At 41.9% G+C, this 24,701-nt stretch carries 19 protein-coding genes and 1 pseudogene; 17 read left to right on the plus strand and 3 right to left on the minus strand.

What is annotated here, in order from left to right; genetic code table 11:
- The first annotated feature begins 11 nt into the window (after nucleotides 1–11).
- From AAC006_RS01560 to rmf, 7 genes are all read left to right on the plus strand, one after another.
- On the plus strand, nucleotides 12–4,850 hold the full coding sequence (locus AAC006_RS01560) for an NAD-glutamate dehydrogenase (RefSeq protein WP_339890566.1): 4,839 nt from the start codon (nucleotides 12–14) through the stop codon (nucleotides 4,848–4,850).
- Between the two features lie 77 nt (nucleotides 4,851–4,927).
- Nucleotides 4,928–5,935 (plus strand): quinone-dependent dihydroorotate dehydrogenase, encoded by a 1,008-nt coding sequence (gene pyrD / locus AAC006_RS01565; RefSeq protein ID WP_041452863.1) that lies wholly within the window; start codon nucleotides 4,928–4,930, stop codon nucleotides 5,933–5,935.
- Nucleotides 5,936–6,010: 75 nt separating this feature from the next.
- On the plus strand, nucleotides 6,011–8,152 hold the full coding sequence (rlmKL, locus tag AAC006_RS01570; RefSeq protein ID WP_126872269.1) for a bifunctional 23S rRNA (guanine(2069)-N(7))-methyltransferase RlmK/23S rRNA (guanine(2445)-N(2))-methyltransferase RlmL: 2,142 nt from the start codon (nucleotides 6,011–6,013) through the stop codon (nucleotides 8,150–8,152).
- Nucleotides 8,149–8,382, plus strand: coding sequence for a glutaredoxin family protein (locus AAC006_RS01575; protein WP_013784083.1), 234 nt, complete (start codon nucleotides 8,149–8,151; stop codon nucleotides 8,380–8,382). Before rlmKL ends, AAC006_RS01575 begins: the two co-directional genes overlap by 4 nt.
- Complete coding sequence (locus AAC006_RS01580) at nucleotides 8,379–10,319, plus strand: ABC transporter ATP-binding protein (protein WP_126872268.1); 1,941 nt, start codon at nucleotides 8,379–8,381, stop codon at nucleotides 10,317–10,319. The genes AAC006_RS01575 and AAC006_RS01580 overlap by 4 nt, the downstream gene beginning before the upstream one ends.
- A 12-nt stretch (nucleotides 10,320–10,331) precedes the next feature.
- Entirely contained in the window at nucleotides 10,332–12,098 is a 1,767-nt protein-coding gene (locus tag AAC006_RS01585) for a DUF3466 family protein (RefSeq protein WP_126872267.1), read from the plus strand.
- A gap of 303 nt (nucleotides 12,099–12,401) precedes the next feature.
- The gene (rmf, locus tag AAC006_RS01590) at nucleotides 12,402–12,578 is read left to right on the plus strand and encodes a ribosome modulation factor (RefSeq protein WP_013784086.1); all 177 of its coding nucleotides are present in this window, start codon (nucleotides 12,402–12,404) and stop codon (nucleotides 12,576–12,578) included.
- A gap of 79 nt (nucleotides 12,579–12,657) precedes the next feature.
- Here the strand turns inward: rmf and fabA are convergent, their stop codons facing one another.
- Nucleotides 12,658–13,176 (minus strand): bifunctional 3-hydroxydecanoyl-ACP dehydratase/trans-2-decenoyl-ACP isomerase, encoded by a 519-nt coding sequence (fabA, locus tag AAC006_RS01595; RefSeq protein ID WP_057791803.1) that lies wholly within the window; start codon nucleotides 13,174–13,176, stop codon nucleotides 12,658–12,660.
- A 131-nt stretch (nucleotides 13,177–13,307) separates the two neighbouring features.
- Between fabA and AAC006_RS01600 the strand changes: the two genes are divergently transcribed.
- Nucleotides 13,308–13,583 (plus strand): hypothetical protein, encoded by a 276-nt coding sequence (locus AAC006_RS01600; protein WP_013784088.1) that lies wholly within the window; start codon nucleotides 13,308–13,310, stop codon nucleotides 13,581–13,583.
- A gap of 124 nt (nucleotides 13,584–13,707) precedes the next feature.
- Here the strand turns inward: AAC006_RS01600 and AAC006_RS01605 are convergent, their stop codons facing one another.
- A complete protein-coding gene (locus tag AAC006_RS01605) occupies nucleotides 13,708–15,021 on the minus strand; it encodes a DASH family cryptochrome (protein WP_126872266.1) in 1,314 nt (437 codons plus the stop codon).
- Nucleotides 15,022–15,132: 111 nt separating this feature from the next.
- On the opposite strand from AAC006_RS01605, the gene AAC006_RS01610 reads away from it, so the two are divergent.
- The 7 genes from AAC006_RS01610 (at nucleotide 15,133) to AAC006_RS01640 (ending at nucleotide 21,827) form a co-directional block, all read left to right on the plus strand.
- On the plus strand, nucleotides 15,133–16,578 hold the full coding sequence (locus tag AAC006_RS01610) for a deoxyribodipyrimidine photo-lyase (protein WP_339890572.1): 1,446 nt from the start codon (nucleotides 15,133–15,135) through the stop codon (nucleotides 16,576–16,578).
- 7 nt (nucleotides 16,579–16,585) lie between these two features.
- Complete coding sequence (locus tag AAC006_RS01615) at nucleotides 16,586–18,124, plus strand: cryptochrome/photolyase family protein (RefSeq protein WP_013784091.1); 1,539 nt, start codon at nucleotides 16,586–16,588, stop codon at nucleotides 18,122–18,124.
- The gene (locus AAC006_RS01620; RefSeq protein ID WP_013784092.1) at nucleotides 18,111–18,248 is read left to right on the plus strand and encodes a DUF2256 domain-containing protein; all 138 of its coding nucleotides are present in this window, start codon (nucleotides 18,111–18,113) and stop codon (nucleotides 18,246–18,248) included. Before AAC006_RS01615 ends, AAC006_RS01620 begins: the two co-directional genes overlap by 14 nt.
- A gap of 43 nt (nucleotides 18,249–18,291) precedes the next feature.
- On the plus strand, nucleotides 18,292–19,617 hold the full coding sequence (locus tag AAC006_RS01625) for a DUF2254 domain-containing protein (protein ID WP_013784093.1): 1,326 nt from the start codon (nucleotides 18,292–18,294) through the stop codon (nucleotides 19,615–19,617).
- Between the two features lie 107 nt (nucleotides 19,618–19,724).
- On the plus strand, nucleotides 19,725–20,075 hold the full coding sequence (locus AAC006_RS01630) for a hypothetical protein (protein WP_013784094.1): 351 nt from the start codon (nucleotides 19,725–19,727) through the stop codon (nucleotides 20,073–20,075).
- A 172-nt stretch (nucleotides 20,076–20,247) separates the two neighbouring features.
- Complete coding sequence (locus AAC006_RS01635) at nucleotides 20,248–21,162, plus strand: hypothetical protein (protein ID WP_013784095.1); 915 nt, start codon at nucleotides 20,248–20,250, stop codon at nucleotides 21,160–21,162.
- Between the two features lie 326 nt (nucleotides 21,163–21,488).
- Nucleotides 21,489–21,827: a helix-turn-helix domain-containing protein gene (locus tag AAC006_RS01640; RefSeq protein ID WP_013784096.1), complete on the plus strand. Its 339-nt coding sequence runs from the start codon at nucleotides 21,489–21,491 to the stop codon at nucleotides 21,825–21,827.
- Nucleotides 21,828–22,456: 629 nt separating this feature from the next.
- Here the strand turns inward: AAC006_RS01640 and AAC006_RS01645 are convergent.
- Complete coding sequence (locus tag AAC006_RS01645) at nucleotides 22,457–22,630, minus strand: hypothetical protein (RefSeq protein ID WP_013784097.1); 174 nt, start codon at nucleotides 22,628–22,630, stop codon at nucleotides 22,457–22,459.
- 411 nt (nucleotides 22,631–23,041) lie between these two features.
- Here AAC006_RS01645 and AAC006_RS01650 point away from each other — a divergent pair.
- Both AAC006_RS01650 and AAC006_RS01655 read left to right on the plus strand, forming a co-directional pair.
- Nucleotides 23,042–24,076, plus strand: a pseudogene (locus AAC006_RS01650) (phage/plasmid replication protein, II/X family).
- Nucleotides 24,073–24,501, plus strand: a complete 429-nt coding sequence (locus AAC006_RS01655) for a hypothetical protein (RefSeq protein ID WP_013784100.1) — start codon at nucleotides 24,073–24,075, stop codon at nucleotides 24,499–24,501. Before AAC006_RS01650 ends, AAC006_RS01655 begins: the two are co-directional and overlap by 4 nt.
- Nucleotides 24,502–24,701 lie beyond the last annotated feature (200 nt).

Here is a 24,701-nt window from a genome sequence, read left to right on the forward strand (position 1 = left end):
AAGGTTAACTAATGACAGTCACCTCACAGCGACACTCAGTACTGCTAGATAATGTATTTGCACTCATTGAAAAAAAGGTGGATGCCCAGCAGAAGTCACTCGTGCAGCAATTCGGACGCCTGTTGTATAAAAATATCTCAAGTGATGACTTAGAAGATCGCAATGACAGCGATTTATATGGCGCCACTTTAAGCTTATGGAATGGGCTTGCTAAATTTGATAATTCAGCACCCTACATTCGTGTTTTCAACCCAGAAATCGAAAAACATGGCTGGCACTCAAGCCATACCATTGTTGAAATAATTGTTAGAGACATGCCGTTTCTTGTCGATTCGGTTCGTATGTCACTCAACCGGTTAAATATAACCGCACATTTGTTTTTGCATAGCCCAATTAGAATAAAACGAAATGATAAAAACCAAGTGGTGGAATTTGCTGAGCCTGGCAAGGCAGTGGAAAATACCAGAAAAGAAACCGTAATATTTATTGAGGTTGACCATCAAAGTGCGAAAAAAGACATTGATGAATTAACGAAAGAATTACATTCAGTGGTAGACGAAGTGTCGTTGGCGGTTAAAGACTGGCAAGAAATGACCACTAAGTTAGAAACCGTGGTTAAAGACAGTACGAAACTAAACTGGCCTGGGTCTGCTGATGAAAAGAAACAAACTAAAGCTTATTTGCAATGGTTAAGCGATCACAACTTTACCATGATGGGCTATCGTTATTACGAAGTGAAGGCTATAGAAGGCGACCATCGCTGGATACCCTCTAACGATACAAGTTTAGGGTTATTGAAAAACTCAATTAACGACAGAGAACGTCTTTTGTCGAAACTGCCAGCCAGTGCAAGAGCAGAAGCACTAAGCCAAAGTCCGTTGATTTTGACCAAAACCAACTCTCGTTCACGTGTACATCGTCCCGCGTTTATGGATTATGTCGGCGTAAAAGCGTTTAACAAAGACGGGCAAGTTGTGGGTGAACACCGTTTCCTTGGCCTCTATTCTGCGTCTTTCTATAACCAAAGTGTGACGCAGCTTCCTATGCTGAGAGAGAAAATTCAGCGTATTTGCGATTTATCTGGGTATGAACCAGGGACGCATGCGTTCAAAGCCTTTGTGAATATTGTTGAAACTTATCCACGTGATGAACTATTGCAAACACCCGCGGAAGAGTTAGCTCACATTGTAATGGGTATTTTCCAAATGCAGGAGCGGGGCATTTCACGCTTATTCATTCGCAAAGATGTGTTTGGCCGTTTCTTCTCTTGTATGGTGTTTGTGCCACGTGAACGCTACAACACACAATTAAGAATTGACACTCAGGCGTTATTAAAAGCGTCGTTAGGCGCAAAAGAAGAAGTTGAATTTACCACTTTCTTTTCAGAATCTGTGTATGCGCGCACGCATTACATTGCCAGGGTCAACGACAACAACGCGGAATTTGATGTGAAGGAAATAGAACGTAATATTATTGAGCTAACTAAAACGTGGAGCGATCGATTAGCTTCCTCTATTTCAGCGGCACACGGTGAAGCGCAAGGTAAAGCCCTTGAGCGCAAATATGGTAATGCGTTTTCACGTAGCTATATGGAACAGAACTTACCGGGTGATGCTCTTGTTGATATTGGTAAAATTGAACAGTTAGATGATGATCATACTCTCGACATGCTGTTTTATCGTCCTCAAGAAGAGCAGTCTGACAGCCAGATAGTGAAACTTAAGTTGTTCCACCGTGCTGAACCTATCCATCTTTCCGACGTACTGCCGATGCTTGAAAACTTTGGTTTACGCGTCATTGATGAAAGCCCATATAAAATCACTTGTCCAGATGGTTTAAGAAACTGGGTGATGGATTTCACCATGTTACATAAAAGTGGTCAACACTTTGATATGGAGCGCGCACAGACATTATTCCAAGATGCCTTTGCGAAAGTATGGAATAACGATTTAGAAGATGATGCATTCAACCGTTTGATTTTGGGTGCTAATTTAACGGGTCGTAAAGTCACTATTTTACGTGCGTACGCAAAATACATGCGTCAAACCGGCAGCTCATTCAGTCGTGATTACATTGCGAACACCTTGGCGAATTACCCTGATATTGCCCGCTTGTTAGTGGAGTTTTTCGATCAGCGCATTAATCCGAAGAAAAAGCGTAGTGCGAAGAAAGAAGAAGCGTTACTTGATAATATTAAAACCCAGTTAGACAGCGTGAGTAACTTAGATGACGACAGAATTATTCGTCGTTATTTAGATATGATGTCGGCGACCCTTCGCACCAACTTCTATCAGCCCGATGAAGCAGGCAATGAAAAATCTTATGTGTCATTTAAGATGCTGCCTGAAATGATCCCTGATATGCCATTGCCGCTGCCTAAATTTGAAATATTTGTATATAGCCCACGTTTAGAGGGTGTGCATTTACGCGGTGGAAAAGTAGCCCGTGGTGGCCTTCGTTGGTCTGATCGCCAAGAAGATTTCCGTACAGAAATCTTAGGCTTAGTAAAAGCCCAGCAAGTAAAAAATACGGTTATCGTGCCCGTAGGTGCTAAAGGGGGTTTTGTTTGTAAGAAACTACCTGTTGGCGAAGGCAGAGAAGCTATACAAGCAGAAGGCCAAGCGTGTTATCGCACCTTTATTACTAGTTTGCTTGATATCACTGACAATATTGTTAACGGTGAAATAGTACCGCCTAAAGATGTGGTGCGACTAGATGAAGATGACCCGTATCTGGTTGTGGCGGCCGATAAAGGCACCGCGACTTTCTCTGATATCGCTAATGGTATTGCTGATGAATTTGGCTTTTGGTTAGGTGATGCTTTTGCTTCAGGTGGCAGTGTCGGTTATGACCATAAGAAAATGGGTATCACTGCACGTGGTGGATGGGAGTCTGTTAAGCGTCACTTCCGTGAAATTGGTATCGATTGCCAAACCACAGAGTTCACTGCGGTGGGTGTGGGTGATATGGCGGGAGATGTATTTGGTAACGGCATGCTTTTATCTAAGCACACCAAGTTAATATCGGCGTTTAACCATTTACACATTTTCTTCGATCCCGACCCAGATGCAGCTGCAAGTTATAAAGAACGTGCTAGGTTGTTCGAAAACCCACGGTTAAGTTGGGAAGATTACGATTCCACATTGATTTCAAAAGGTGGCGGTATCTTCAGCCGTTCCGCGAAATCGATAAAGCTAACCCCAGAAATGAAAAAGTGGTTAGGTACCCGACAAATGTCGATGACACCAAACGAACTTATCCATAACATTTTAAAAATGCCCGTGGATTTGCTTTGGAATGGTGGCATCGGGACTTACGTTAAAAGCTCAAAAGAGTCTCATGCCGAAGTGGGCGACAGAGCCAATGACGATTTACGTTTAAACGGCAAAGACGTACAAGCCAAGATTGTAGGCGAGGGCGGTAACTTAGGCTTAACACAGTTAGGTAGAATTGAGTATGCAGCGTCCGGTGGCCGCGTAAACACTGACTTTATTGATAACGTAGGGGGTGTAGATTGCTCCGATAACGAAGTTAATATCAAAATCTTGCTTAACAGTGTGGTTAACGACGGTGAACTTACGGTTAAACAGCGCAACAACTTACTGCACGATATGACCGACGACGTATCCCGTATTGTGATTAAAGATTGTTACCGCCAAACTCAATCTATCTCGATTACTGAGATGTCAGGCGTCAGCCTATTGAAAGAACAGCTTCGCTTTATTCACGGCTTAGAGCGTGAAGGGCAACTTAACAGAGAGCTTGAGTTCATTCCTAGTGATGATGAAATTTCGGATAGAGTGGCATCAGATCGTGGTCTTACTCGACCTGAACTTAGTGTCTTAATCGCCTATGGAAAAATGGTGTTAAAAGATGCACTGAATATTCCTGAAATCACTGATAACCCTTATCACGGTAAATTGCTGCTTCAAGCTTTTCCTGAAGTATTACGTGAAAAATTCAGTACACATATGCAGCAGCATCCACTTAGAAGCGAGATTATTGCCACTAAATTAACCAACAATATGGTTAACGATATGGGCCTTAATTTTATGTTCCGTATTCAGGAAGAAACCGGCGCGAGCGTTGATGACGTTGCTAATGCTTACGCTATCGTGCACGGTATTTTTGATATGGAAACGCTATGGAGCCGTATTGAAGACCTAGATAACGTTATTTCTGCTAAGCTACAGCTTAAGATGCTAGATGAAGCTCGCCGCATTATGCGCCGCGCCGCACGCTGGTACATTAGGCATGGCAATAAAGCCTTGTCTATTGAAGAGGCCATTGCGAGCTATCGTGAAACCTTCAATAACTTATCTAAGAATCTACAGAATTATTTAGTAGAAGCCGAGTACTCACTGCTAGAAGAGAAAACAAGTACCTATGTGTCGCAAGATGTACCGAAGGATATTGCGTACCAAGTGGCCAGCTTCTCTAATATGTTCTCAAGTTTCGATTTAGCACACGTGGTTGCAGCTGAAAAACGTAACGTTGATGTTGTTGCGCGCTTATACTTCCAGCTAGGGTCTAAACTTGAATTGCATTGGTTCTTAGATCAAATTAACAATCAAGCAGTCAGCAACCATTGGCAAGCACTAGCCCGCGCGTCTTACCGTGAAGAATTGGATTGGCAGCAGCGTTCAATTACCGCTAATCTTCTTCAAATAAACCCAGAGGCTAGCGATGCAGACAAAATATTGGAAGATTGGATGCAGAGCAATCAAGTGCTGTTGAAGCGCTGGTATCATATGATGTCAGAGTTTAAGACCAGCACGACCCACGAATTTGCGAAATTTTCTGTCGCATTACGTGAATTGATGCTTTTAAGCGTGAAGTCTAGCCATTAGAATACACGCTATCAAAAATGACGAAGCCCTGTGAAACAGGGCTTTTTTATACCAAATACAAGCGAAAAAAAACACCTATGCAATCATTAGTGCAAAAACTGTTGCTTCAATGCGAACCTGAAAAAAGCCATGACTTTACTATCAACTGGTTAAATAAAACGCAACACACGCCGTTGAAGTGGGCTTACAGCACCACGACAATCAAAAAGCCAGTGACGATTGCAGGTATAACCTTTGATAATCCTGTGGGTTTGGCGGCAGGCCTAGACAAAAACGGTGATTGCATAGATGCATTTGCTGAAATGGGGTTTGGTTTCGTAGAAATTGGGACGGTTACACCACGCCCGCAAGCGGGTAACCCTAAACCTCGATTATTCCGCATTCCTGAAAAACAGGCCATCATTAACCGTATGGGTTTTAACAACAAAGGCGTTGATCACTTAGTGTCTCAAGTGAAAAAAGCCCAGTTTAAAGGCCCCATTGGTATCAACATTGGTAAAAATAAAGATACTGATGATGCGAAAGCACTTGATGATTACCTTATTTGTTTGAACAAGGTTTACCCCTACGCCAGTTATGTGACTATCAACATTTCTTCACCCAATACCCCTGGGCTTAGAAACCTCCAGTATGGCGAAGCGCTAGATGCGTTACTGGTAGGCCTTAAAGCTGCGCAAGAAACCCTAACTCAAACTCACGGTAAATACGTACCGCTATTTATAAAAATTGCACCGGATTTATCAGATGGCGAAATACAAAGTATTGCTCAATCGTTACTGTCTAGCAAAATGGATGGCGTTATCGCTACCAATACCACACTGTCCCGTGAAGCTGTTCAAGGGTTGAAGCATGCTGATGAAATGGGTGGGCTGAGCGGTTCTGTCTTAACCGACATGAGCTTAAACGTAACAAAAAAGCTATCAAGTGCCCTTGATAGAGCAATCCCTATCATAGGTGTGGGCGGTATCGATTCTCCTGAGACCGCAAAAGCACGTTTAGATGCAGGAGCATCGTTAGTTCAGGTATACTCTGCGTTCATCTATCAGGGGCCCGACCTCGTTAAACGCATTGTAAAAGCGCTATAATTAGCGAAAGCGACACATTACAGTTTTATACACTCAAGCGTGTGTCAATAAACACACGCTCTATCAGGTAATTGAATGAATACTATTCTGGCAACAACCAGCCGCGGTCTTGACGAACTCCTTAAGCAAGAAATACTCAATTTATGCCCAGGTGCAGAAATTAAACAGTCTCCGGGCATGTTGCAGTTTGAAGGAAGCAAAGAAGACGCTTATAAACTTTGTCTTTGGTCCCGTTTAGCTAACCGCGTTATTTGGATCTTAGGCACAGGAAAGGCAGGTAATGCTGAAGAGTTGTATAAGACAGCCATGGATATTGATTGGCAGATGCATATGGAATCTCGCCACACGTTGTCAGTGCAATTTATTGGGACCAACTACGAAATTAAGAACACGCAATTCGGCGCAGTTAGAATTAAAGATGCCATTGTTGACCAATTCGTAGAAGAAGGCCAAGCTCGACCTTCGGTTGAACGCAAAATGCCAGATTTTCCTGTTTATGCCAGACTTCAACGAGACAATGTGATTATTGGCCTTGATATGGCCGGTGCAAGTTTGCACCAACGTTCATATCGTCAAGAAACCGGTGATGCTCCACTTAAAGAACATATTGCCTGTGCCATGCTAATGCGCAGTGGTTGGACCGAAAACATGGACAAGCCCCTTGCTGACATGATGTGCGGTTCGGGTACTATTGCCATAGAAGCGGCCTTCATGGCACGTAATATTGCTCCTGGCATAAAGCGTGAGTATTGGGGCTTTAGCAAATGGCTAAGCCACGATGCCGCATACTGGGATTCGTTGGTAAATGATGCCATTGCGAACCAAACAGAAAGTAAGAGCGAAATCTTCGCTGCCGATTACAACCGCAGAATGATTGCCATTGCCAAAGATAACGCCGATTATGCAGGCGTTTTTAACGATATTAAATTCAGTAATCAAGATGCCACTAAGTCGTCACCGCCGGTTGCGACCCCAGGTTATATGGTGTCTAACCCACCTTACGGTGAACGTTTAGGTGAACTAACGGCTCTTATTCCGCTTTTCAGCGAATGGGGTAAGCGCTTTAAAGAAGCATGGAAAGGCTGGCACGTTTCACTGCTTAGTAGCAACCGTGACTTATTGCGTGTTTTAAAATTACGAGCAACCAAAGACTACGGGATGAATAACGGTAAGCTAGAGTGCCGTTTAGTGAACTATGTGTTAAGCGAAGAAAACACGGTTCAATTTTCTGAAGATGCGTCGAATCATGAATTTGCTAATCGCTTAAAGAAAAACCTTAAGAAAATGAAAGGTTGGATCAACAAAGTTGATACCAACTGTTACCGTATTTACGATGCCGACTTGCCCGATTACAACGTGGCAATTGATAGGTATGGCGATTGGTTGGTAGTACAAGAATACGCGCCGCCTAAAACAGTGTCGGAAGACAAAGCTCGTAAACGCTTGCAAGAAGTGTTGCTTTATTTGCCTGGCGTGACCGGTGTTTCGCCTAAGCAAATTGTACTTAAAGTACGCAGCCAGCAAAAGGGAACTAAGCAGTACGAAAAAATTAACCAGTCTGGCACCATGATGGAAGTTTACGAAAACGGTGCGCGCCTATTGGTGAACTTGACTGACTACTTAGATACGGGGCTATTTCTAGATCATAGAAACACCCGTCAAAAAGTTATGCAGCTTTCAAAGGGTAAAGACGTGCTTAACCTGTTTGCTTATACCGGCAGTGTATCTGTGTTTGCAGCTAAAGGTGGCGCGAAATCAGTGACAACCGTTGATATGTCTAACACCTATTTAGACTGGGCGAAAAAGAATGTAGCGCTTAACAAGTTAAATGGGCCACATGCTTTTGTTCAAGCTGATTGCACGTCATGGTTAGGCGATCATAAGGGTAAATACGACTTAATCTTTATCGACCCACCTTCGTTCTCGAATTCTAAACGTATGCAAAGCACGTGGGATGTACAGCGTGACCACGTTACTATGCTAACAAATGCTAGAAGCTGTCTAAATGAAGGCGGCACGTTAATTTTCTCTAACAACAAACGTGGCTTCAAGTTAGATGAAGAGGCGTTGCAGGAGCTTGGTTTTAGTATTGAAAATATTACCCAAGAAACCATTCCAGAAGACTTTTCCCGCCGTGCAAACATCCATAAGTGCTGGATCCTTTCGTTATCAAAGGAAGCGTTACCAAAAGAAGCGTTATCAAGAGAAGCTTTATGAAAATAGTGTTTTACACGGGGCCTCAGTGTAGCTTGTGTGATTTAGCCGACATTGAGTTGGCTAATACGCAGCAGTTTTCTTCGTTAAACGTCGAGAAAGTAAATATTCGTAATAGCACCGACTTGTATCATTTATACGGTGCTCGTATTCCTGTATTAAAACGGGAAGACAATGGCGCAGAAATAGGCTGGCCATTTGATACCAACGCATTGGAGACATTCTTACAGTGAGTATTTTGCAGTTAAAGAACATCACTGTCATCTACGGTAACCCCCCTTTATTAGATGGTGTTGAACTGATTGTTCAACCCAAAGAGCGTGTGTGTTTAGTAGGCCGAAATGGCAGTGGTAAATCCACCTTAATGAAGGTGATTTCAGGTGATGTGATAGCCGATGACGGACAGCGCATCATAGAAAGCGACACGATAATTGCTCGATTAGAGCAAGATCCGCCTCAAACCACCGACGTTACGCTTTTTGATTACGTTGCTGAAGGCTTAGCAGATGTAGGCGACACCATTAAGGCTTATCATCATCAGACTAAGTTAGTGGCTGATGACCCTAGTGAAGCTAACTTAAATCGTTTGCAAACTTTGCAGGAAACCTTGGAAGCCCGTGATGCATGGCAATTTGAGCAACAAATAGAACAAACGCTCACCATGCTTAAATTAGAGCCTGATATTTCATTGTCTACTTTATCAGGTGGCTGGCGACGTAAAGCGGCACTTGCACGCGCATTGGTTCGTTCACCTGATTTGCTGTTGCTTGACGAACCCACCAACCACTTAGATATCGAAATGATTCGCTGGTTGGAAAGTAGTTTATCTAATTACAACGGCGCCATTGTATTTGTAAGTCACGATAGGGCATTTATCCGAAATATGGCAACCCGTATTGTTGATTTAGACCGTGGTGGATTAACCAGTTACCCAGGCAACTACGAAACCTACTTAGAGAAAAAACAGCAAGATCTTGAAGTAGAAGCTGCGCATAACGCCGAGTTTGATAAGAAACTGGCGCAAGAAGAGGTGTGGATACGCCAAGGCATAAAAGCCCGTCGTACCCGCAACGAAGGCCGTGTACGTGCATTGAAAAAGCTGCGTGACGAACGTAAAGCCAGACGTGCAGTGCAAGGTAACGCGGTGGTAAGTCAGCACCAGGGCACGCGCTCGGGCAAAATGGTGTTTGAAGTGACCGACTTAGATTACGCCATTGGCGGTAATCAAATTGTGAAGGGACTAAACCTTAATGTACTACGTGGCGATAAACTTGCACTTGTTGGACCCAACGGTAGCGGTAAAAGTACGCTGATTAAGTTGTTATTAGGTGAAATAACACCCGATAACGGCAATTGTAAGCAAGGCACTAATCTTGAAGTCGCCTATTTTGACCAACACCGCCATGGGTTAGATTTGGAACAAACCGTGATTGACGCGGTAGGTGATGGTAAACGTGACCTTATGGTTAACGGGCATCCAAGGCATGTTATTAGTTATCTGCAAGATTATTTGTTCTCACCTGAGCGAGTAAATGCGCCTGTGAAGTCACTGTCTGGCGGTGAGAAAAACAGGCTAATGTTGGCCAAACTTATGCTCAAGCCTAGTAACTTACTAGTGCTCGATGAGCCTACTAACGATCTTGATGTTGAAACGCTTGAGATGTTAGAAACCCTTTTAAATGAGTATGCTGGCACTGTTTTGCTGGTAAGTCATGATAGGGAATTCGTCGACAATGTTGCTAACAGTTGTGTCGTATTTGAAGGCGAAGGCTTTTTACGGGAGTTCATTGGTGGCTTCACAGATGTAGAGAGCTGGTATAAAGATCAGAATGCTAAACGTCAACAAGTCATTAAAGACGAAAAAGCCAAAGTAAAGAATGAAACTAATTTAAGTTCGAATAGTCCTAGTGCTAAGTCTTCTCCCCGTAAGACGAAAAAGTTATCATATAAAGATCAACGAGAACTTGAATCGCTGCCTGCAGATATTGAGCAGTATGAAAATGAATTAGCGGAAATGCAGTTGTTAGTTAACGACCCTGAATTCTTTAAAAAAGGGAACGATGAAACTGCAAAAACCTTAGCTCTGTTAGCAGAGAAAGAACAAGCCTTATCCCAGAAATATGCGCGCTGGGATGAATTAGAAAGTATGCTGGAAGATAATCAGCAGTAAATAGGATTTTAGATGAAACGAACTCAGCTTGCCGTCGCCGTTCTGTTGGCAACAGGTAGTGTTTCGGCAATGGCCGAAACCTACACCGTGACACCACTTCCTTTGCAGGATGTTGGTCAAAATACCTTCGCCCGTTCAATTGATAATACCGGTAAAATGTTATCAATGGTGCAGTTGGAATTTAACCCACCTGTTGATGTAGAACAGTTAGAAGAAGACACTAGTTTCTTTACCTCGTTTTCAGGGGCTCTTGAAAATGAAGATGATGCTTTGCAGGGTGTCTTCACTGACGCCGACTACACTTTAGTTGTTAACTACCTTTTATCTAATCAAACCGCTTCTACGGGCCAAAAGTTAGCGAGCTATAGAACCTACTTAACTGATACCACTGACATTAGTTTGGTGCCAGGCTTAGACGAAGTTACCGACAAGTTCGACGATTACACACAGTCTGTAGAGGCTGGCGGTCGCGATAGTGTAAGCGGTAATTTTATCGTTGGTGACTCTCCGGGTATAGTAGTCCTCGATGAGTATGAAAACGAAGATGGCGACACGATAAACTACACCTACTCAGAACTGGCTCAACAAGCTTTTGTTCAGACAACTAATGGAACTAAAATCATTCCACCGGTAGACGATACTCTTGGTGGATTTGCCTCTGCTCGCGCAGTAAATCAAAACCTCCAAGTAGCAGGTTTCAGCTCAGTGAGCTTCCTGGATACCGTCGACGATGCAATAGAAACGTGTGAAGAAGATGAAACCCGTGGCGATTTGCCAGAAGGGCGTTGCTTCTATAGCATTTACAATGGCGAATTCAACGTTCCGCGTATATCCAGTTATTTTGTGACAAACTCTACCAGCTTTATGTCGAGCTTTATGCTGTCTTCAGAAGTGAACGCCACTGTTTGGCAACTTGATGTTAATGGTGAAGTCATCAGTACCGACACGTTCCCGTTATTATTTACCCCTGAAGAAGACGATACTAGTCACTATTTCTCTTACGCCTATGATATTAATGAGCAAGGTATTGCGGTAGGTGAAGCGTTAACGGGTGATGCGGTTACTATTACACGCCCGAACTCTTCTGGCTTAAACGAAAGTGAACGTGTCGCTACCGTATTTAGAGATGGTGAAACCGAAGAGTTGCTTCCTCGAGAAGAAAATTTACTTAGCCAAGCGATGGCGATTAACGATAACAACTGGGTAGCAGGTGCAGTGTTACGTGAGTCGAGTGATATCGCGCGTTCTCGTTTGTTCGCATACAACTTAGATACCACTGAGCAATTGTACCCAGATGGTTTCTTTGCGACTGCCGGCGTACAAGCAAATGCCATCAATAATAATAATATTATTGTAGGTAAATCAGACTACGATGCGACATCCGATACGGTTCGTGAAACGCACGCGTTCATGTTCGATATTGAAACCGAAGAATTTCTAGATTTAAACGATTTAACGCCGTGTGACAGTGAATACACATTGCTAGAAGCTATCGATATTAACGATAATGATGAGATTATCGCTAATGCGCGTATTCGTTCAACCAGTAAATATAGTACAGGTGTTGATATAATTAACACAGAAGGTGAAACCGTAGAAATTGATGCTATTGTTGCTGTGAAATTATCACCGACTGGTGGCACGATTGACGATTGTAGTATTGATGACGACGGCGAAGAAGTTGATGATAGCTTCGAGCGTAGTGGCGCTTCTACGGGCTTATTTGGCTTAATGGCGCTAAGTTTACTGGCCATTTTCCGTCGCAAATTGAAGAAATAATCAATTCGCTCTACTTTTAGTTATTTTTCAAAGGCCGCTCGTTAATAGCGGCCTTTTTTATTGCTAAAAGATTTAAAAATTGAAATATATATGCCCAAAAAGTGTAATATAAAATTCATCTATGTTTCATAACATTACCAAATGTCAATGCACTCTTTACAATAATTATGTTGAACCATTTTGCACATTGCACTATCACAGTAGTGTGCACAATGACTTTTCCGCCACTATCAATTGAAAAACGATGTATTGGGCCCGAGAGAGAATTTGTAGCACATCCTACAAAGTTAAAGAGGCTAATCAATGAAAAGACAAAAAAGAGATAAACTGACACGCGCCCATTCAAAAGGGTATCAAGCTGGTATTAGCGGTCGTTCAAAGGATATCTGTCCTTTTCAACAGAATGACGCTCGGTCGGAATGGTTAGGAGGCTGGCGCGAGGCGGTAGAAGACAGGCACGTAGGTCTTAGTGTCAAATAACGTCTTCTCTCTTAGAAAGTGATTAAGCAATGAAAAAGCCCCAGTAATGGGGCTTTTATCGTTTTGACGCTGTTATTAGCTAGAAGTTAGATGTGTCTTGGAACAAACCTACTTTAAGATCTTTCGCAACGTAGATTTCTCTACCATCTACTTCAACAGAACCATCCGCCATTCCCATGAAAAGTTTACGTTTGATAACACGCTTCATGGTGATTTTGTAAGTAACTTTTTTGGCAGTAGGCAGTATTTGGCCTGTGAATTTCACTTCGCCCACGCCAAGAGCACGCCCTTTACCTGGCCCATCGCACCAGCCTAAGAAAAATCCGACCAGCTGCCACATAGCATCTAAACCCAAGCAACCAGGCATTACAGGGTCACCTGGGAAGTGACAATCGAAAAACCAAAGATCTGGCGTAATGTCTAACTCAGCAATTATTTCGCCTTTACCATGTTCACCGCCATCTTCAGTAATAGAAACGACACGATCCATCATTAGCATGTTAGGGGCGGGTAGTTGGCTGTTACCTGGGCCGAACATTTCGCCGCGGCTGCATGCTAATAAATCTTCTTTGTTAAAACTATTTTTTCTGTCTGACATTCCCAACTCGTTGTTTTTTAAATTCGCGGTGCTAATTTAGCGAACACTTGTAAGCTAAACAACTCCGAACAGTCATTTTTCTAAATAAAAACGCGTGTTAAACTCGAATTACCAACGAGCTAGTGATTACTATGACAGAAAATACGAAAAACAGCACAATAAAAGAAAAAGCAAAAGCAAATGCTGATAAGCAACGCCGCTTTCGAGAACGTCAACGAGATGCAGGGAAAAAGCTTGTGAGAGGCTATGTTTCTCCAGAAGCTAAGCTTTGCTACGACGAAATTAGAGAGAAAACAGGGTGGAGTGATAGTGAAGCCGTGTCTAACTCAGTACGTTTGATGTATGCCGCTTACAAATGTGGCCAAATTAAATTGCTTAATGAGTGGTTACGTAAAAACAACCGATAACCCGTTTTTACTGCTCTTGACTGGGTTACACGTAACCAAAATGGCTGAATTTGCTTCCCGCAGGCTACGCATAACTTGAAAAAGAAGCTAGCTAGTGGGTATGTTTACGTAACAAATAAAGGTGTTAATCTAGCCATTTCGCACAGAAGTCACCTTTCGGGTCGTAAATTTCGGTTTGTTTCTGCAAGTTAAATTGCCGGTTCTCTCGGGGGTCTGTACCTACGCCAGCCAGGTACAACCAGTTTCCCCAATTGCTAGCCACATCATAATCTAACAATTGACTCTCGAACCAAGCCGCACCATAGCGCCAATCTTGCCTGAGTTCATTCACAAAGCAACTTGCCACCAATTGTCGACCTCGGTTAGACATATAACCCGTAGACGCCAGTTGACGCATACACGCATCAACAATAGGGTATCCCGTTTGTCCGTTACACCAACCAACAAATACTTCATGGTTGTGGCTGGTATTAGGCGTTTTTGATTTTATGCCATCAAACTGGAACCACTTTGGTCCAAACTTCTGTTGAAGCCAATAAAAATACTCACGCCAAAGCAATTCAAAATAAATCCAATAGGTTGAATCATTTTTAACGACATTTTGTTCGTACTGTTTAACTTCTTGAATTACATACCGCGCCGATAGCGCACCCGTGGCTAACCACGGCGACAGTTTTGTACTGTCGCGCCAATTATCTAATGCGTTTCGCGTTTCTTTATAGCTCGCTGCCACTTTCCATTCGAATAAATAACTGTTTAAGTGAGAGAGTGCAGCGTCTTCGCCTCCAACGAATGAGCCTTCTGTTTGATTACGTGGAGGTCGACGGTTAAGCGTATATTGGCATTCAGCGTCAATATCTGGCGTGAAAGGGGTAGGCAATGCGGTTAACGTTGCAACAGGTTCACAGGGTTTTATTGCAGATTCAATTTTACGCTTAAAAGGGGTAAAGACATCCGGCATGACTTCAAGATTAAAAGGAAGGTCATTTTGATTGAAAAGCGAGCTAGATTCGCCTGTCACTATTTCGATATTAGGAAAAAAACGAGAAACCGCTTCTACTTCTCTGCGCTCGTTATAGCCTCCGTGTTCAGTAACACCAATGTGCGTATAAGCATTAGATGAGAGCAAAGACACGAGTAGTTCAGGAGTTTGGCCCTTTAAGGTCAAAATAGAGTGACCCAAAGCGCTCGCTTTTTCGTTTAATGCTTCTATTGTATCTATAAGAAAGTTAAAACGATGCTCACCAACGGGTTGAATACCGTAAGAGTTTGGTACAAACCAGCTGTCGTCTATTATAAAGAGAAGCGTTAATTCGTCTACTTGCTGACAAAGCGATGATAGCACCACTTGGTCGTGAAAACGTAAGTCGTGGCGAAACCAAAACAAGCCTCTTGTAGGTCTTGCTGAATCACGTATCACATGATTATCCAGTAACATAGGGTTCCCTCCCTTATACATTTTTTTGGGGTAGATGGATCCTGCTTTCTGCGATTATCGTATCATATGTATGCGTAAGTGTTTATATAATGTTCAATTAAAGGGCTAACCGTGACAGTGCCAGTGTCAATAATGTGGTTCAGACAGGACCTTAGAGTAAAAGATAACCCCGCGTTAAATGCAGCCTGTGATGAAGGAAAAATAATCCCGATTTACATTTACGATGATAATGCGAACGATGCAAAAGCATTAGGAGGCGCCAGTAACTGGTGGTTACATCACTCGTTGAATTCATTGAACGAGAAATTGAATAATCACCTAAAAGTATTTAAAGGCGATCCTAAAACGCTTATCCCTGCATTAATGGAAGCCTATGAAGCGAAGGGAATCTATTGGAATCGCTGCTATGAGCCTTGGCAAATTAATCGAGATAAAGCGATTAAAAAGCAGCTTTTAGACAATGACTTTGAGGCGCACAGCAGTAACGGTAGTTTGCTGTGGGAGCCGATGAAGGTGCATAAAAAAGACGGGACGCCTTACCGAGTTTTCACCCCATATTATAGAAAAGGTTGTTTGAACGTTGAGCCTCCACGCTATCCTCAAGCACCGCCAGCACGAATTACATACGCCGATGTTGATGATAGTAAAAATACTAAGGCTAACGGGTCTTGTAATATAGAGGATCTCAACTTACTTCCTTCGCTAGATTGGGACAGTGATTTTAAAAATCACTGGAAACCAGGTGAAGACGGTGCAGCTGACAATTTACAAGATTTCATCGAGCACTCTGCCCGCAAATATAAAGATGCCCGTGATATTCCGTCAATGAATGGAACCTCTCATCTATCACCTCATCTGCATTTTGGCGAAGTGTCGCCTAATCAAGTCTGGTATGCTATTAAAGACAGGTTTGAAACCAGTGAAGATAAAAGCATAGATACTTATCTAAGTGAGTTGGGCTGGCGCGAGTTTAGCTATTACTTGCTTTACCATTTTCCAACCATACCGACCAAAAACTTTAATGATAAATTTGATAAGTTCAATTGGCGCACTGATGCAAAATCTCTTAAAGCCTGGCAAAAAGGGCAAACCGGTATCCCTATTGTCGATGCAGGTATGCGAGAACTGTGGCAAACCGGGTATATGCACAACCGTGTTCGTATGATTGTAGGTTCTTTCTTGGTTAAAAATCTTCTTATTAGTTGGCAAGAGGGCGAACGTTGGTTCTGGGACTGCCTAGTAGACGCTGATTTAGCCAGCAATACCGCTGGTTGGCAGTGGGTAGCAGGCACAGGCGCTGACGCAGCACCGTATTTCAGAATTTTTAACCCGTTATTACAGGGAGAAAAATTTGATAAACAAGGAAAGTACGTCAGGAAGTACTGCCCTGAACTTGCCGACCTTCCTGATAAATACATACATAAGCCTTGGGATGCGCCGCCGGTCATTGCTAAAGATGCAGGAGTACATTTAGGGGATACTTATCCTAAACCTATCGTAGATTTAAAAGCATCGAGACAGCGTGCTTTAGATGCCTTTCAGGCTTTAAAAGAGTAGGGTACCCATGGCGTCTTTAATACTTATTTTAGGTGATCAGCTTACTCGCAACCTGCCTGTTTTAGAAAACGCAAAAAAAGTGCAAGATACCGTGCTTATGGCAGAAGTACGTGAGGAAGCTACTTACGTAAAGCATCACAAAAAGAAAATTGTTTTCCTCTTTAGTGCCATGCGACATTTCGCAAAAGCGTTGAAAGAAGATAATTTTAACGTCAACTATATTGAATATAACGATGAGTCAAACCAAGGCAGTTTGCTCGAACAAGTTAAATATACGCTAGCGAGCGGCGACTTTGATAATGTCAAAGTGACATCACCTGGCGAATATCGTTTACTGAAAAGCATGCAGCAATGGGAGCAATCCTTAGGTGTGCCTGTCAGCATAATCAACGACGCTCGTTTTCTCGCCAGCCCCAAAGAATTTAGTGATTGGGCACATGATAGAAAACAATTGCGTATGGAATTTTTCTACCGAGAGATGCGAAGAAAACATGGCATCTTGATGGAAGATAAAAGCCCTATTGGTGGGAAGTGGAATTACGACGCGCAAAACCGAGAGCCTATGCCGGCGGGTACTAATGTGCCGACCCACACGCAATTCAAGATAGACGCTATTACCCAAGACGTTATTGATTTAGTTGAAAAGGAGTTTAGCGATCATTTTGGTGACATTAGCCCATTTCACTTTGCCGTTACCCGCGACGATGCGCTAACGGTGCTTAGCGACTTCATAGAAGAACGGTTACCCCATTTTGGCCAATACCAAGATGCCATGGTTGAAGGCAAACCTTGGTTATATCACTCCCATATCGCGTTTTATTTAAATTGTGGTTTGCTTAGCCCGAAAGAAGCCATTGATGCTGCGGAATCGGCTTATTACGCGGGCACTGCGCCGCTTAACTCGGTTGAAGGTTTTATTCGCCAAATACTGGGGTGGCGGGAATTTGTTAGAGGGTTTTATTGGCACTTTATGCCAAGCCTTAAGAGCGATAATTATTTCAACCATAATCGCTCACTCCCCGATTTCTTTTGGAATGGCCAAACCAACATGAACTGCATGCGCCAATGCATAAAGGAAACACAAGCAAACGCGTATGCTCATCATATACAGCGATTAATGGTGCTGGGGAATTTCTGTCTTTTAACGGGGTTGTCACCCGAAGAAGTTCAACAATGGTACTTGCTGGTTTATGCAGATGCGTATGAATGGGTAGAACTACCAAATGTAGCAGGCATGGCCTTATACAGTGATGGCGGTCAACTCGCGAGCAAACCTTATGTCGCCAGTGGTAGCTATATTAATAAAATGTCGAACTACTGCAAAAACTGCGGTTATCAAGTTAGTAAAAAAACAGGTCCTAAGGCTTGCCCGTTCAATTACTTATACTGGCATTTTATCGATAAGCATAAAGAAAAGCTAAGCGGTAATCCAAGAATGGCAATGATGTATAAAACTCATGGCCGCATGAAAGATGAAAATATAAACGCAATGAAAGACAGCGTGACAATTTTTTTAACTAAATTATCTGAAAATGAAGAAGTCTGATTTACCAAGCAAAATGTGCCCCGTGTGCAACAGACTATTCACTTGGCGTAAGAAATGGGAGAAGAATTGGGATAACGTAGTGTATTGTTCTAAACGTTGTGCCGGAAACAAACGTATGAAATAGAAACTTCTTACTATAATTATAATAAAAGAAAGGACACGAATTAATGGATGCGCCTATTTCAGTAGATAGATTTCGTTTTTTACTTTTTAGCTTCAAGGAAAAACTGTGGGTAAAGCCTTTATCACTATGCGTATTGTCTATCGCTGCGGTGTTCGCCTCAAAACTGGCAGACGGCACCGCACTCGCTGAACATCTACCTAAAGTCGATCAATCCTCAGTAGAAACACTGCTATCCATTATGGCATCGAGCATGCTGGTCATAGCGACTTTCTCGGCAGGCACTATGGTAAGTGCCTATGCATCTGCTAGCAGGTCATCGACGCCACGTTCGGTAAGTTTAATCATCTCAGATGATGCCTCACAAAATGCGCTGTCTACTTTTGTAGGCGCGTTTATCTTTAGCGTCGTCGCCATAACCGCATCAATTAACAATTTCTTCGAAGACGCTGGAATATTTCTTCTTTTTTGTCTTACCTGTCTCGTCTTTGTGATTGTCATTCTTACGTTTATCCGGTGGGTAGACAGTGTCGCGAGACTCGGCCGTGTGGGCTCTACGGTACAAAAAGTTGAAGATGCCGCCATGCGTGCTATTAACCATCGATTATCGACGCCCAGGCTCGGCGGTAAGCCGCAGCCGAACAGTGTGAAAGAGCAGGGCGGTGATCCCTCAAAATACCAAACACTAACAACTGATAGTATTGGCTATGTACAAATGGTTGATATGGCAAAAGTACAAGCGTGGGCTGAAGAACGAGACACTCAAGTTCATATCGCCATGCTACCCGGACAATTTTGCACACCGGATAAACCGCTGTGCTACATCGAGAGCTTTAAACCGAAAAACTCCGAGGATGACAGCAGCAGTAAAGCCAGCGATAAATCAGCACTGCTTTCAGCATTTCAAATTGGCAGCGAACGGTCATTTGAAGCCGATCCTAGATATGGATTGGTCGTGCTATCAGAAATAGCATCCCGCGCGCTTTCACCTTCAGTAAACGACCCAGGTACCGCCATCAGTATTCTTGGCAGTTATGCTCGGCTGTTTATTCAGTGGGCGCACAAAGAAAAATGCGATGACATTGGTGATATTAAATACGATAAAGTAACCGTACCTGACATGAGTACGGCCGATATGTTTGATGACGCATTCACAGGTTTAGCACGAGATGGTGCATCCATGATTGAAGTCTCTATAAGAATACAAAAGACGTTAGATGCCATTGCAAAAACAAGCAATGATGATATTTGTAAAGCTGCAACTAAACATGCTAAAGAAGCTTATGAACGCAGTATGAAAGCGTTAATTCATGACGGCGATAAAGAAATGTTAAGTGCAGTAGTGAATAGCTTAAACAATAAAAGAAGCTAAGCCATAGATTCTTTTATTTACTGAATTTAGGAATTCAGCAATGTTCTATTAAAACCAAATAATAGATTTCAATACGCGGATTATATGTAGATTGAAGGTAGCGTTTAGTGAGCACAATTGAAAGTGATGACATAAAACAACATGTAGAAAATGTTATAGCGTTTCCTACATGTTTAGCAGAAGTAAGAAAAGTTATTGCAACGTATATTACTGGCAAGCTAGTTGGCTGTTCGCAACATTTAATAGATACTGCAATAGAAAACAGCGTTAGTCATTACAAACAATTTGTACACAACGCGAATATTACCGAAAGTGTTGAAGTATCTTTATCAGAAGAAGATGTGACTTTATTAAATAAAAACCTGACTAAAATACAAAGAGAAAACCGCAAGCAGTTGTTAAGAATGTTAGAACGCATAATTATATTAGAAATAGAAAATGCGGCTTTGAAAAACTAACCCAAATATTGTAATTAATAGCAAAATTATTACAGATTTCATCAATGCTATTGACGCCAATAGCCCATTGTTTATTGAGAAAGATTGCAAATAGCTTGTTTACCAGAGATATTTTTCAGTATAATTTTAAAAATTGTTTAAATATTTGGTTTCATTATTGGAGGTTTTTATTTTGTTTGACAAGTTATTGGATGCATTTCCCGCAAACCAAAGTTTCTTTCAATTAGCTATAGTTAAGAAAACATGTGTGTGTGTGATTTTTCTATTTATCGTTTTATTGCTTACCATAAGCATAGTTAGTTCATTCCAATACGATTTATACTTAGACTTTACATATAATGGATTCAACAATTTATTTTTAATGTTTAAATTTCCCTTGGCTATCCTAGCAACACTTATCCCTCTTCTTGCTCTATATGCAACAAATCACCGTTCAGAACAAACTAAAAAAAGTATAAATTTGCTCTCTGCCCAAAACGACTTTACAAACTATCATCGTCATATTGAGCTATTTGAAAAGCATATAGAAAATATCATAAATGACGATGTCATAATAAGATCTAGAGAGTTACACCACAAAGTTTTTCCAAAGAGTGAGTCTGGAATTCCAACGTTTACGGTAGACAACTCATTTGAAGATGTTTTAGATGCAAATTTTGGGTTAATCTATAGTTTAATTACTCAGTTGTCTTCGACCGACAAAGGTCAAATAGTCGAAGTATTCATACAAATCGCACAGGTTCTCCATAACACCGAAAAAGAACTTTGCTGTCGTCTGATAAAACCTACAACTAACCTTGAGTTAGAGTTTGAACGTAATAGTGCAAATTTATATGGCGACGGTGATTTAAAGGGGGCGCTATTAGCGTTACAAAAACTTGCTGATATCAGCGTACATATTTTAAGTTTTTCAGATACAAAACAGCAAAACAAAATTATAAGTGATTTTAAGGAAATAGATCCTAGTGAAGCTCCCCCTGAGTTTAATTACGCAAATTTATCAAATAGCCACAAGGATATACCATGCTACTTTTATGAAGAGGCTAATAACTTAATTCGGAAGAGAAGTAAAAAAAACACGGCATGAAATTTATTTAGTGAATCGGAGCAGGTGCTTAAAATTTATCCTTTAGGAATATAAAATAAATAACTTAAGACCGAAATTAGTATGAGAATAGGGGCCGTATTGTAAGAATTTAATTGAGCAGTAATAAAATGCATACCGAATAATCATGATGCAATAGTACTTAATATAAAAAATATTCCAAATTTAAGGTGTCGCTACGTAAATTCTGGAGATACCCAAGGCCCCGAATTCAGATAATAAGTGCATCACTCATGGTTAAACGGTGACAAGAGATCAACTGCCTGTTGGTGGTACTCTGTAGTCGCCAAACAATCATGAGTATTATCATGAGTTACAAGCAGTTGATCGAAGGCCAACGATACCAGATCGAGGCCTACTTACACGAGGGTTTCAGCTACCGGGATATTAATAAGCGGCTTAAAGTGAGCCACAGCAGGATTGGTCGTGAAGTACGGCGTAACAGAATTCGGAAGAATCACTACTTGCCTGAAGTTGCGCAGGCTAAGACGATGAAACGACGATGTCAGGCAGCGAAATATGGAATACCCGTCCTGACGATGAATCTTGTTAAGTTTGGGTTGAGTCAGAAATGGAGTCCCGAGCAGATTGCAGGTGTAGGAAAAATTCTTGGCCACCCAGTCAGTCATGAGTGGGTTTACGGCTAAGTACAGCAAGACAAGTTGCGTGGCGGCAAGCTGTATAAGCAATTACGGCATGCGTACCAAACTTAGCTGTTGGTCAGTGGTCAAAGTGACTGGTTTATTCATAGTTATAACGCGCTCAAAAATAGTTCACAAATTGTACTTCCAATTAGGTATAATTAAAGAATATTTTCAATGTTGTGAAACGTGGACGATATACCAACGAGCGCTAGTCGTTGTAGAAGAAAATATAATAAAAGGGCTGTATTGCCCAAGCCTCGCGCGCAAACAGACAACGGCAAAATCGTTATGCGAAACGAAGCATTAAAGTTTATAGAAAACATGATAACAGTCGATCCTACAGTTGTTTATTTATTAATAGCCTACTTCTTTGTGAATAGGGTTTGTAAGACGATTGAGATTTATTTTAAAACTAGTAAATAAGCAAAAAAGCCCTCATTTGAGGGCTTTTTTATGCCCAGCCGGCATGAAGTGAACGGAAGCGTTCTTCTAGGTATAAATGCAGAATCTTCTTCACCCAACGGCCTGACTCCGTTCAATAAAGAGTCATGGCCACCCTGCTAAACCGGACGAATACAACGCGAGAGCAGGGGAAACGATGGCCTATTCTTTAATGCCGTATTTCTCTAAATTCAAGCCCGCTTTTTCATTGCTGCAGCCTGTGGATGTGGGTCATTCTTGTAAGTGTCTTGTACCTGCTGAATAAACAACGCGTGGTTATCAAGCAAGCGCGATAAAACTGCAACGGTTTTAATGTCCATGCCTGTGAGTATATCCTTCGCATAAATTAATTCTTCTAAATTCATTTTCTGTCACTCGCTGTGTTTATTGAAAATATCATTAGCTGTGCAGCCTAAGCAAGTGATGATCTTATTAAGCGTAGACGCCTTTGGATCTGTATCGCCGTTCACAACTCTTGAAACCTGCGTTAATTGCATCGCTGATGCGCTTGCAAACTGTGATTGGATTAGCCCTTTGTAACCTTAACGCCCTAACATTTTCGCCTATAAAAATACTTTAACACTCTTATTTCACGTGTACGTAGAATCATACACCACGCTTTTAAACCATAAAGCTTGACTTGCTTTACATGTGTATTTGTATTTCACATATAAGTGTATTGACAGGTTTTGCAGAGTGAAAAATTACAGCGAGCTGGGAAGTCTAGTAATACCCGACTTTTGTCTCAAAATGAGAACCGTACAGGTAAATATCCAATGATTGATTGGGTTCGTGCCTCTTTGCCAATTGTTCACGCTCCATTAAATGCTGGAGAAGTTTTTAGCATGGACGAACATGGTGAAATTGAATGGCGCAGCCCAAAAAGAAATCATGCTGTTGGCAGTTATGACAAGCGAATATCTATTAAGAGTGAAGGCGCAGACGGGCAGGGCAACGCAACCCATTTATGGGTAAGCGGCAACCCTTCTAAATTCCTTCAAGGTCACAATCACAATGTATTTGGCTCTGACGATCTGCTTACGCTTGTTTATGACACGTTCAACATTATTGCAGACCAGTTCAAGCTTCAACCAACATTACCAGAGCGAGTTGCTATCCGTAGCGGTAATTATAACCTTGGAATGACCGACATAAATTACTCGTTCAACTTACCATCACGCAGTGATGTTCTAGCATTTATCCGCGCCATGGAGTTTAAAGCTAAGACACGTCACGGCAGACCAACCACCAAGGGAGGAACGCTTTACTTCGGAAAAACCTCTGAGCGCTGGGCAATTAAACTGTATTGCAAAGCCGAAGAAATCAGAACTAAAACCGGACAGTTACCTGAGCAATTAACTAATATCGGCATCGAAAATTGGGCAGAAAACAAGTTGCGTATCGAGCTGCGTTTACACCGCAAAGAACTAGAAAAGCTCGATATTACGCAAGCGAAAGACTTAACACCCAATCGAGTTCGCCAGTTGTTCAACCTGTACTTAGGTAAAATAGAAATGACTGACCAAATAAGATTAACTGATGAAATCACGGCAAAGCTGCCTAATAAATTAATAGCAACTTAAACATTATGGACTGAGGGCCATGACCTAAGAAGTATGATGTCGAAAGCCACATATTACCGGCAACGAAAATCGTTAATGGAATATGGGATCAATATCGATTTAAGGCCATGCGAACCTGCGAAATCAAATGTAGTTCCGTTGTTTAGAATATTAGAAGCCAAACCAGCTGAGGTTCCGGACTGGGCGTATTCAAAGAATCTGATTCACCAATCGAGAAAAGCACAATGAATTTAAACAAAGCAATGGACTATGCCAGGCATGCCGATTTCAATAAAGAATCCATTGTTTGCCTGTGTAAATGGCAAAACAATTACTGTGTATTTAGCTTAGATTATTTACAGGAAGAATCAGAAAACTGGTTCGGTATTGAATACCTAGGAAGTAAATTACTGGATGCTTATAGTGTTAAAGGTGAAAGCTATGGTGGTGAAGTAATACAAGAATTAACTGACGATATTATAGAGCATATTAGTCCTGATAATCTGAACTTCCAAATCTATCAAACGAAGGTTGATACATCTTTAATTGTGCCAGCAATTTACCATCAGTTGTTGCCAGACTTTATTCTAGATTACGAGCGAGTTGACGATATATCTTTTTACCGTCATCAAGTTGACCGGACACTGAATCTAATTAATAGACCTGCAAATTAATAGAAAACTAAGGCTGCGCTACGCGCATACGGTGACCGTATGCGCGCAAAGCGGCCTCAGATTTTAATCTCACGCACGTTATAAAAACACACCTCATAACCACGCAATAGCTGCAAACGCAAAAAAGTGTGTAAGTCATCACGCACGACAAAGCTACCGAGAAGGCTGGCATCAACTACCCTAAACCCTCATATACTTAA

Origin of the sequence: uncultured Alteromonas sp., from assembly GCF_963976965.1 — a bacterium.
GTDB lineage: Bacteria > Pseudomonadota > Gammaproteobacteria > Enterobacterales > Alteromonadaceae > Alteromonas > Alteromonas naphthalenivorans.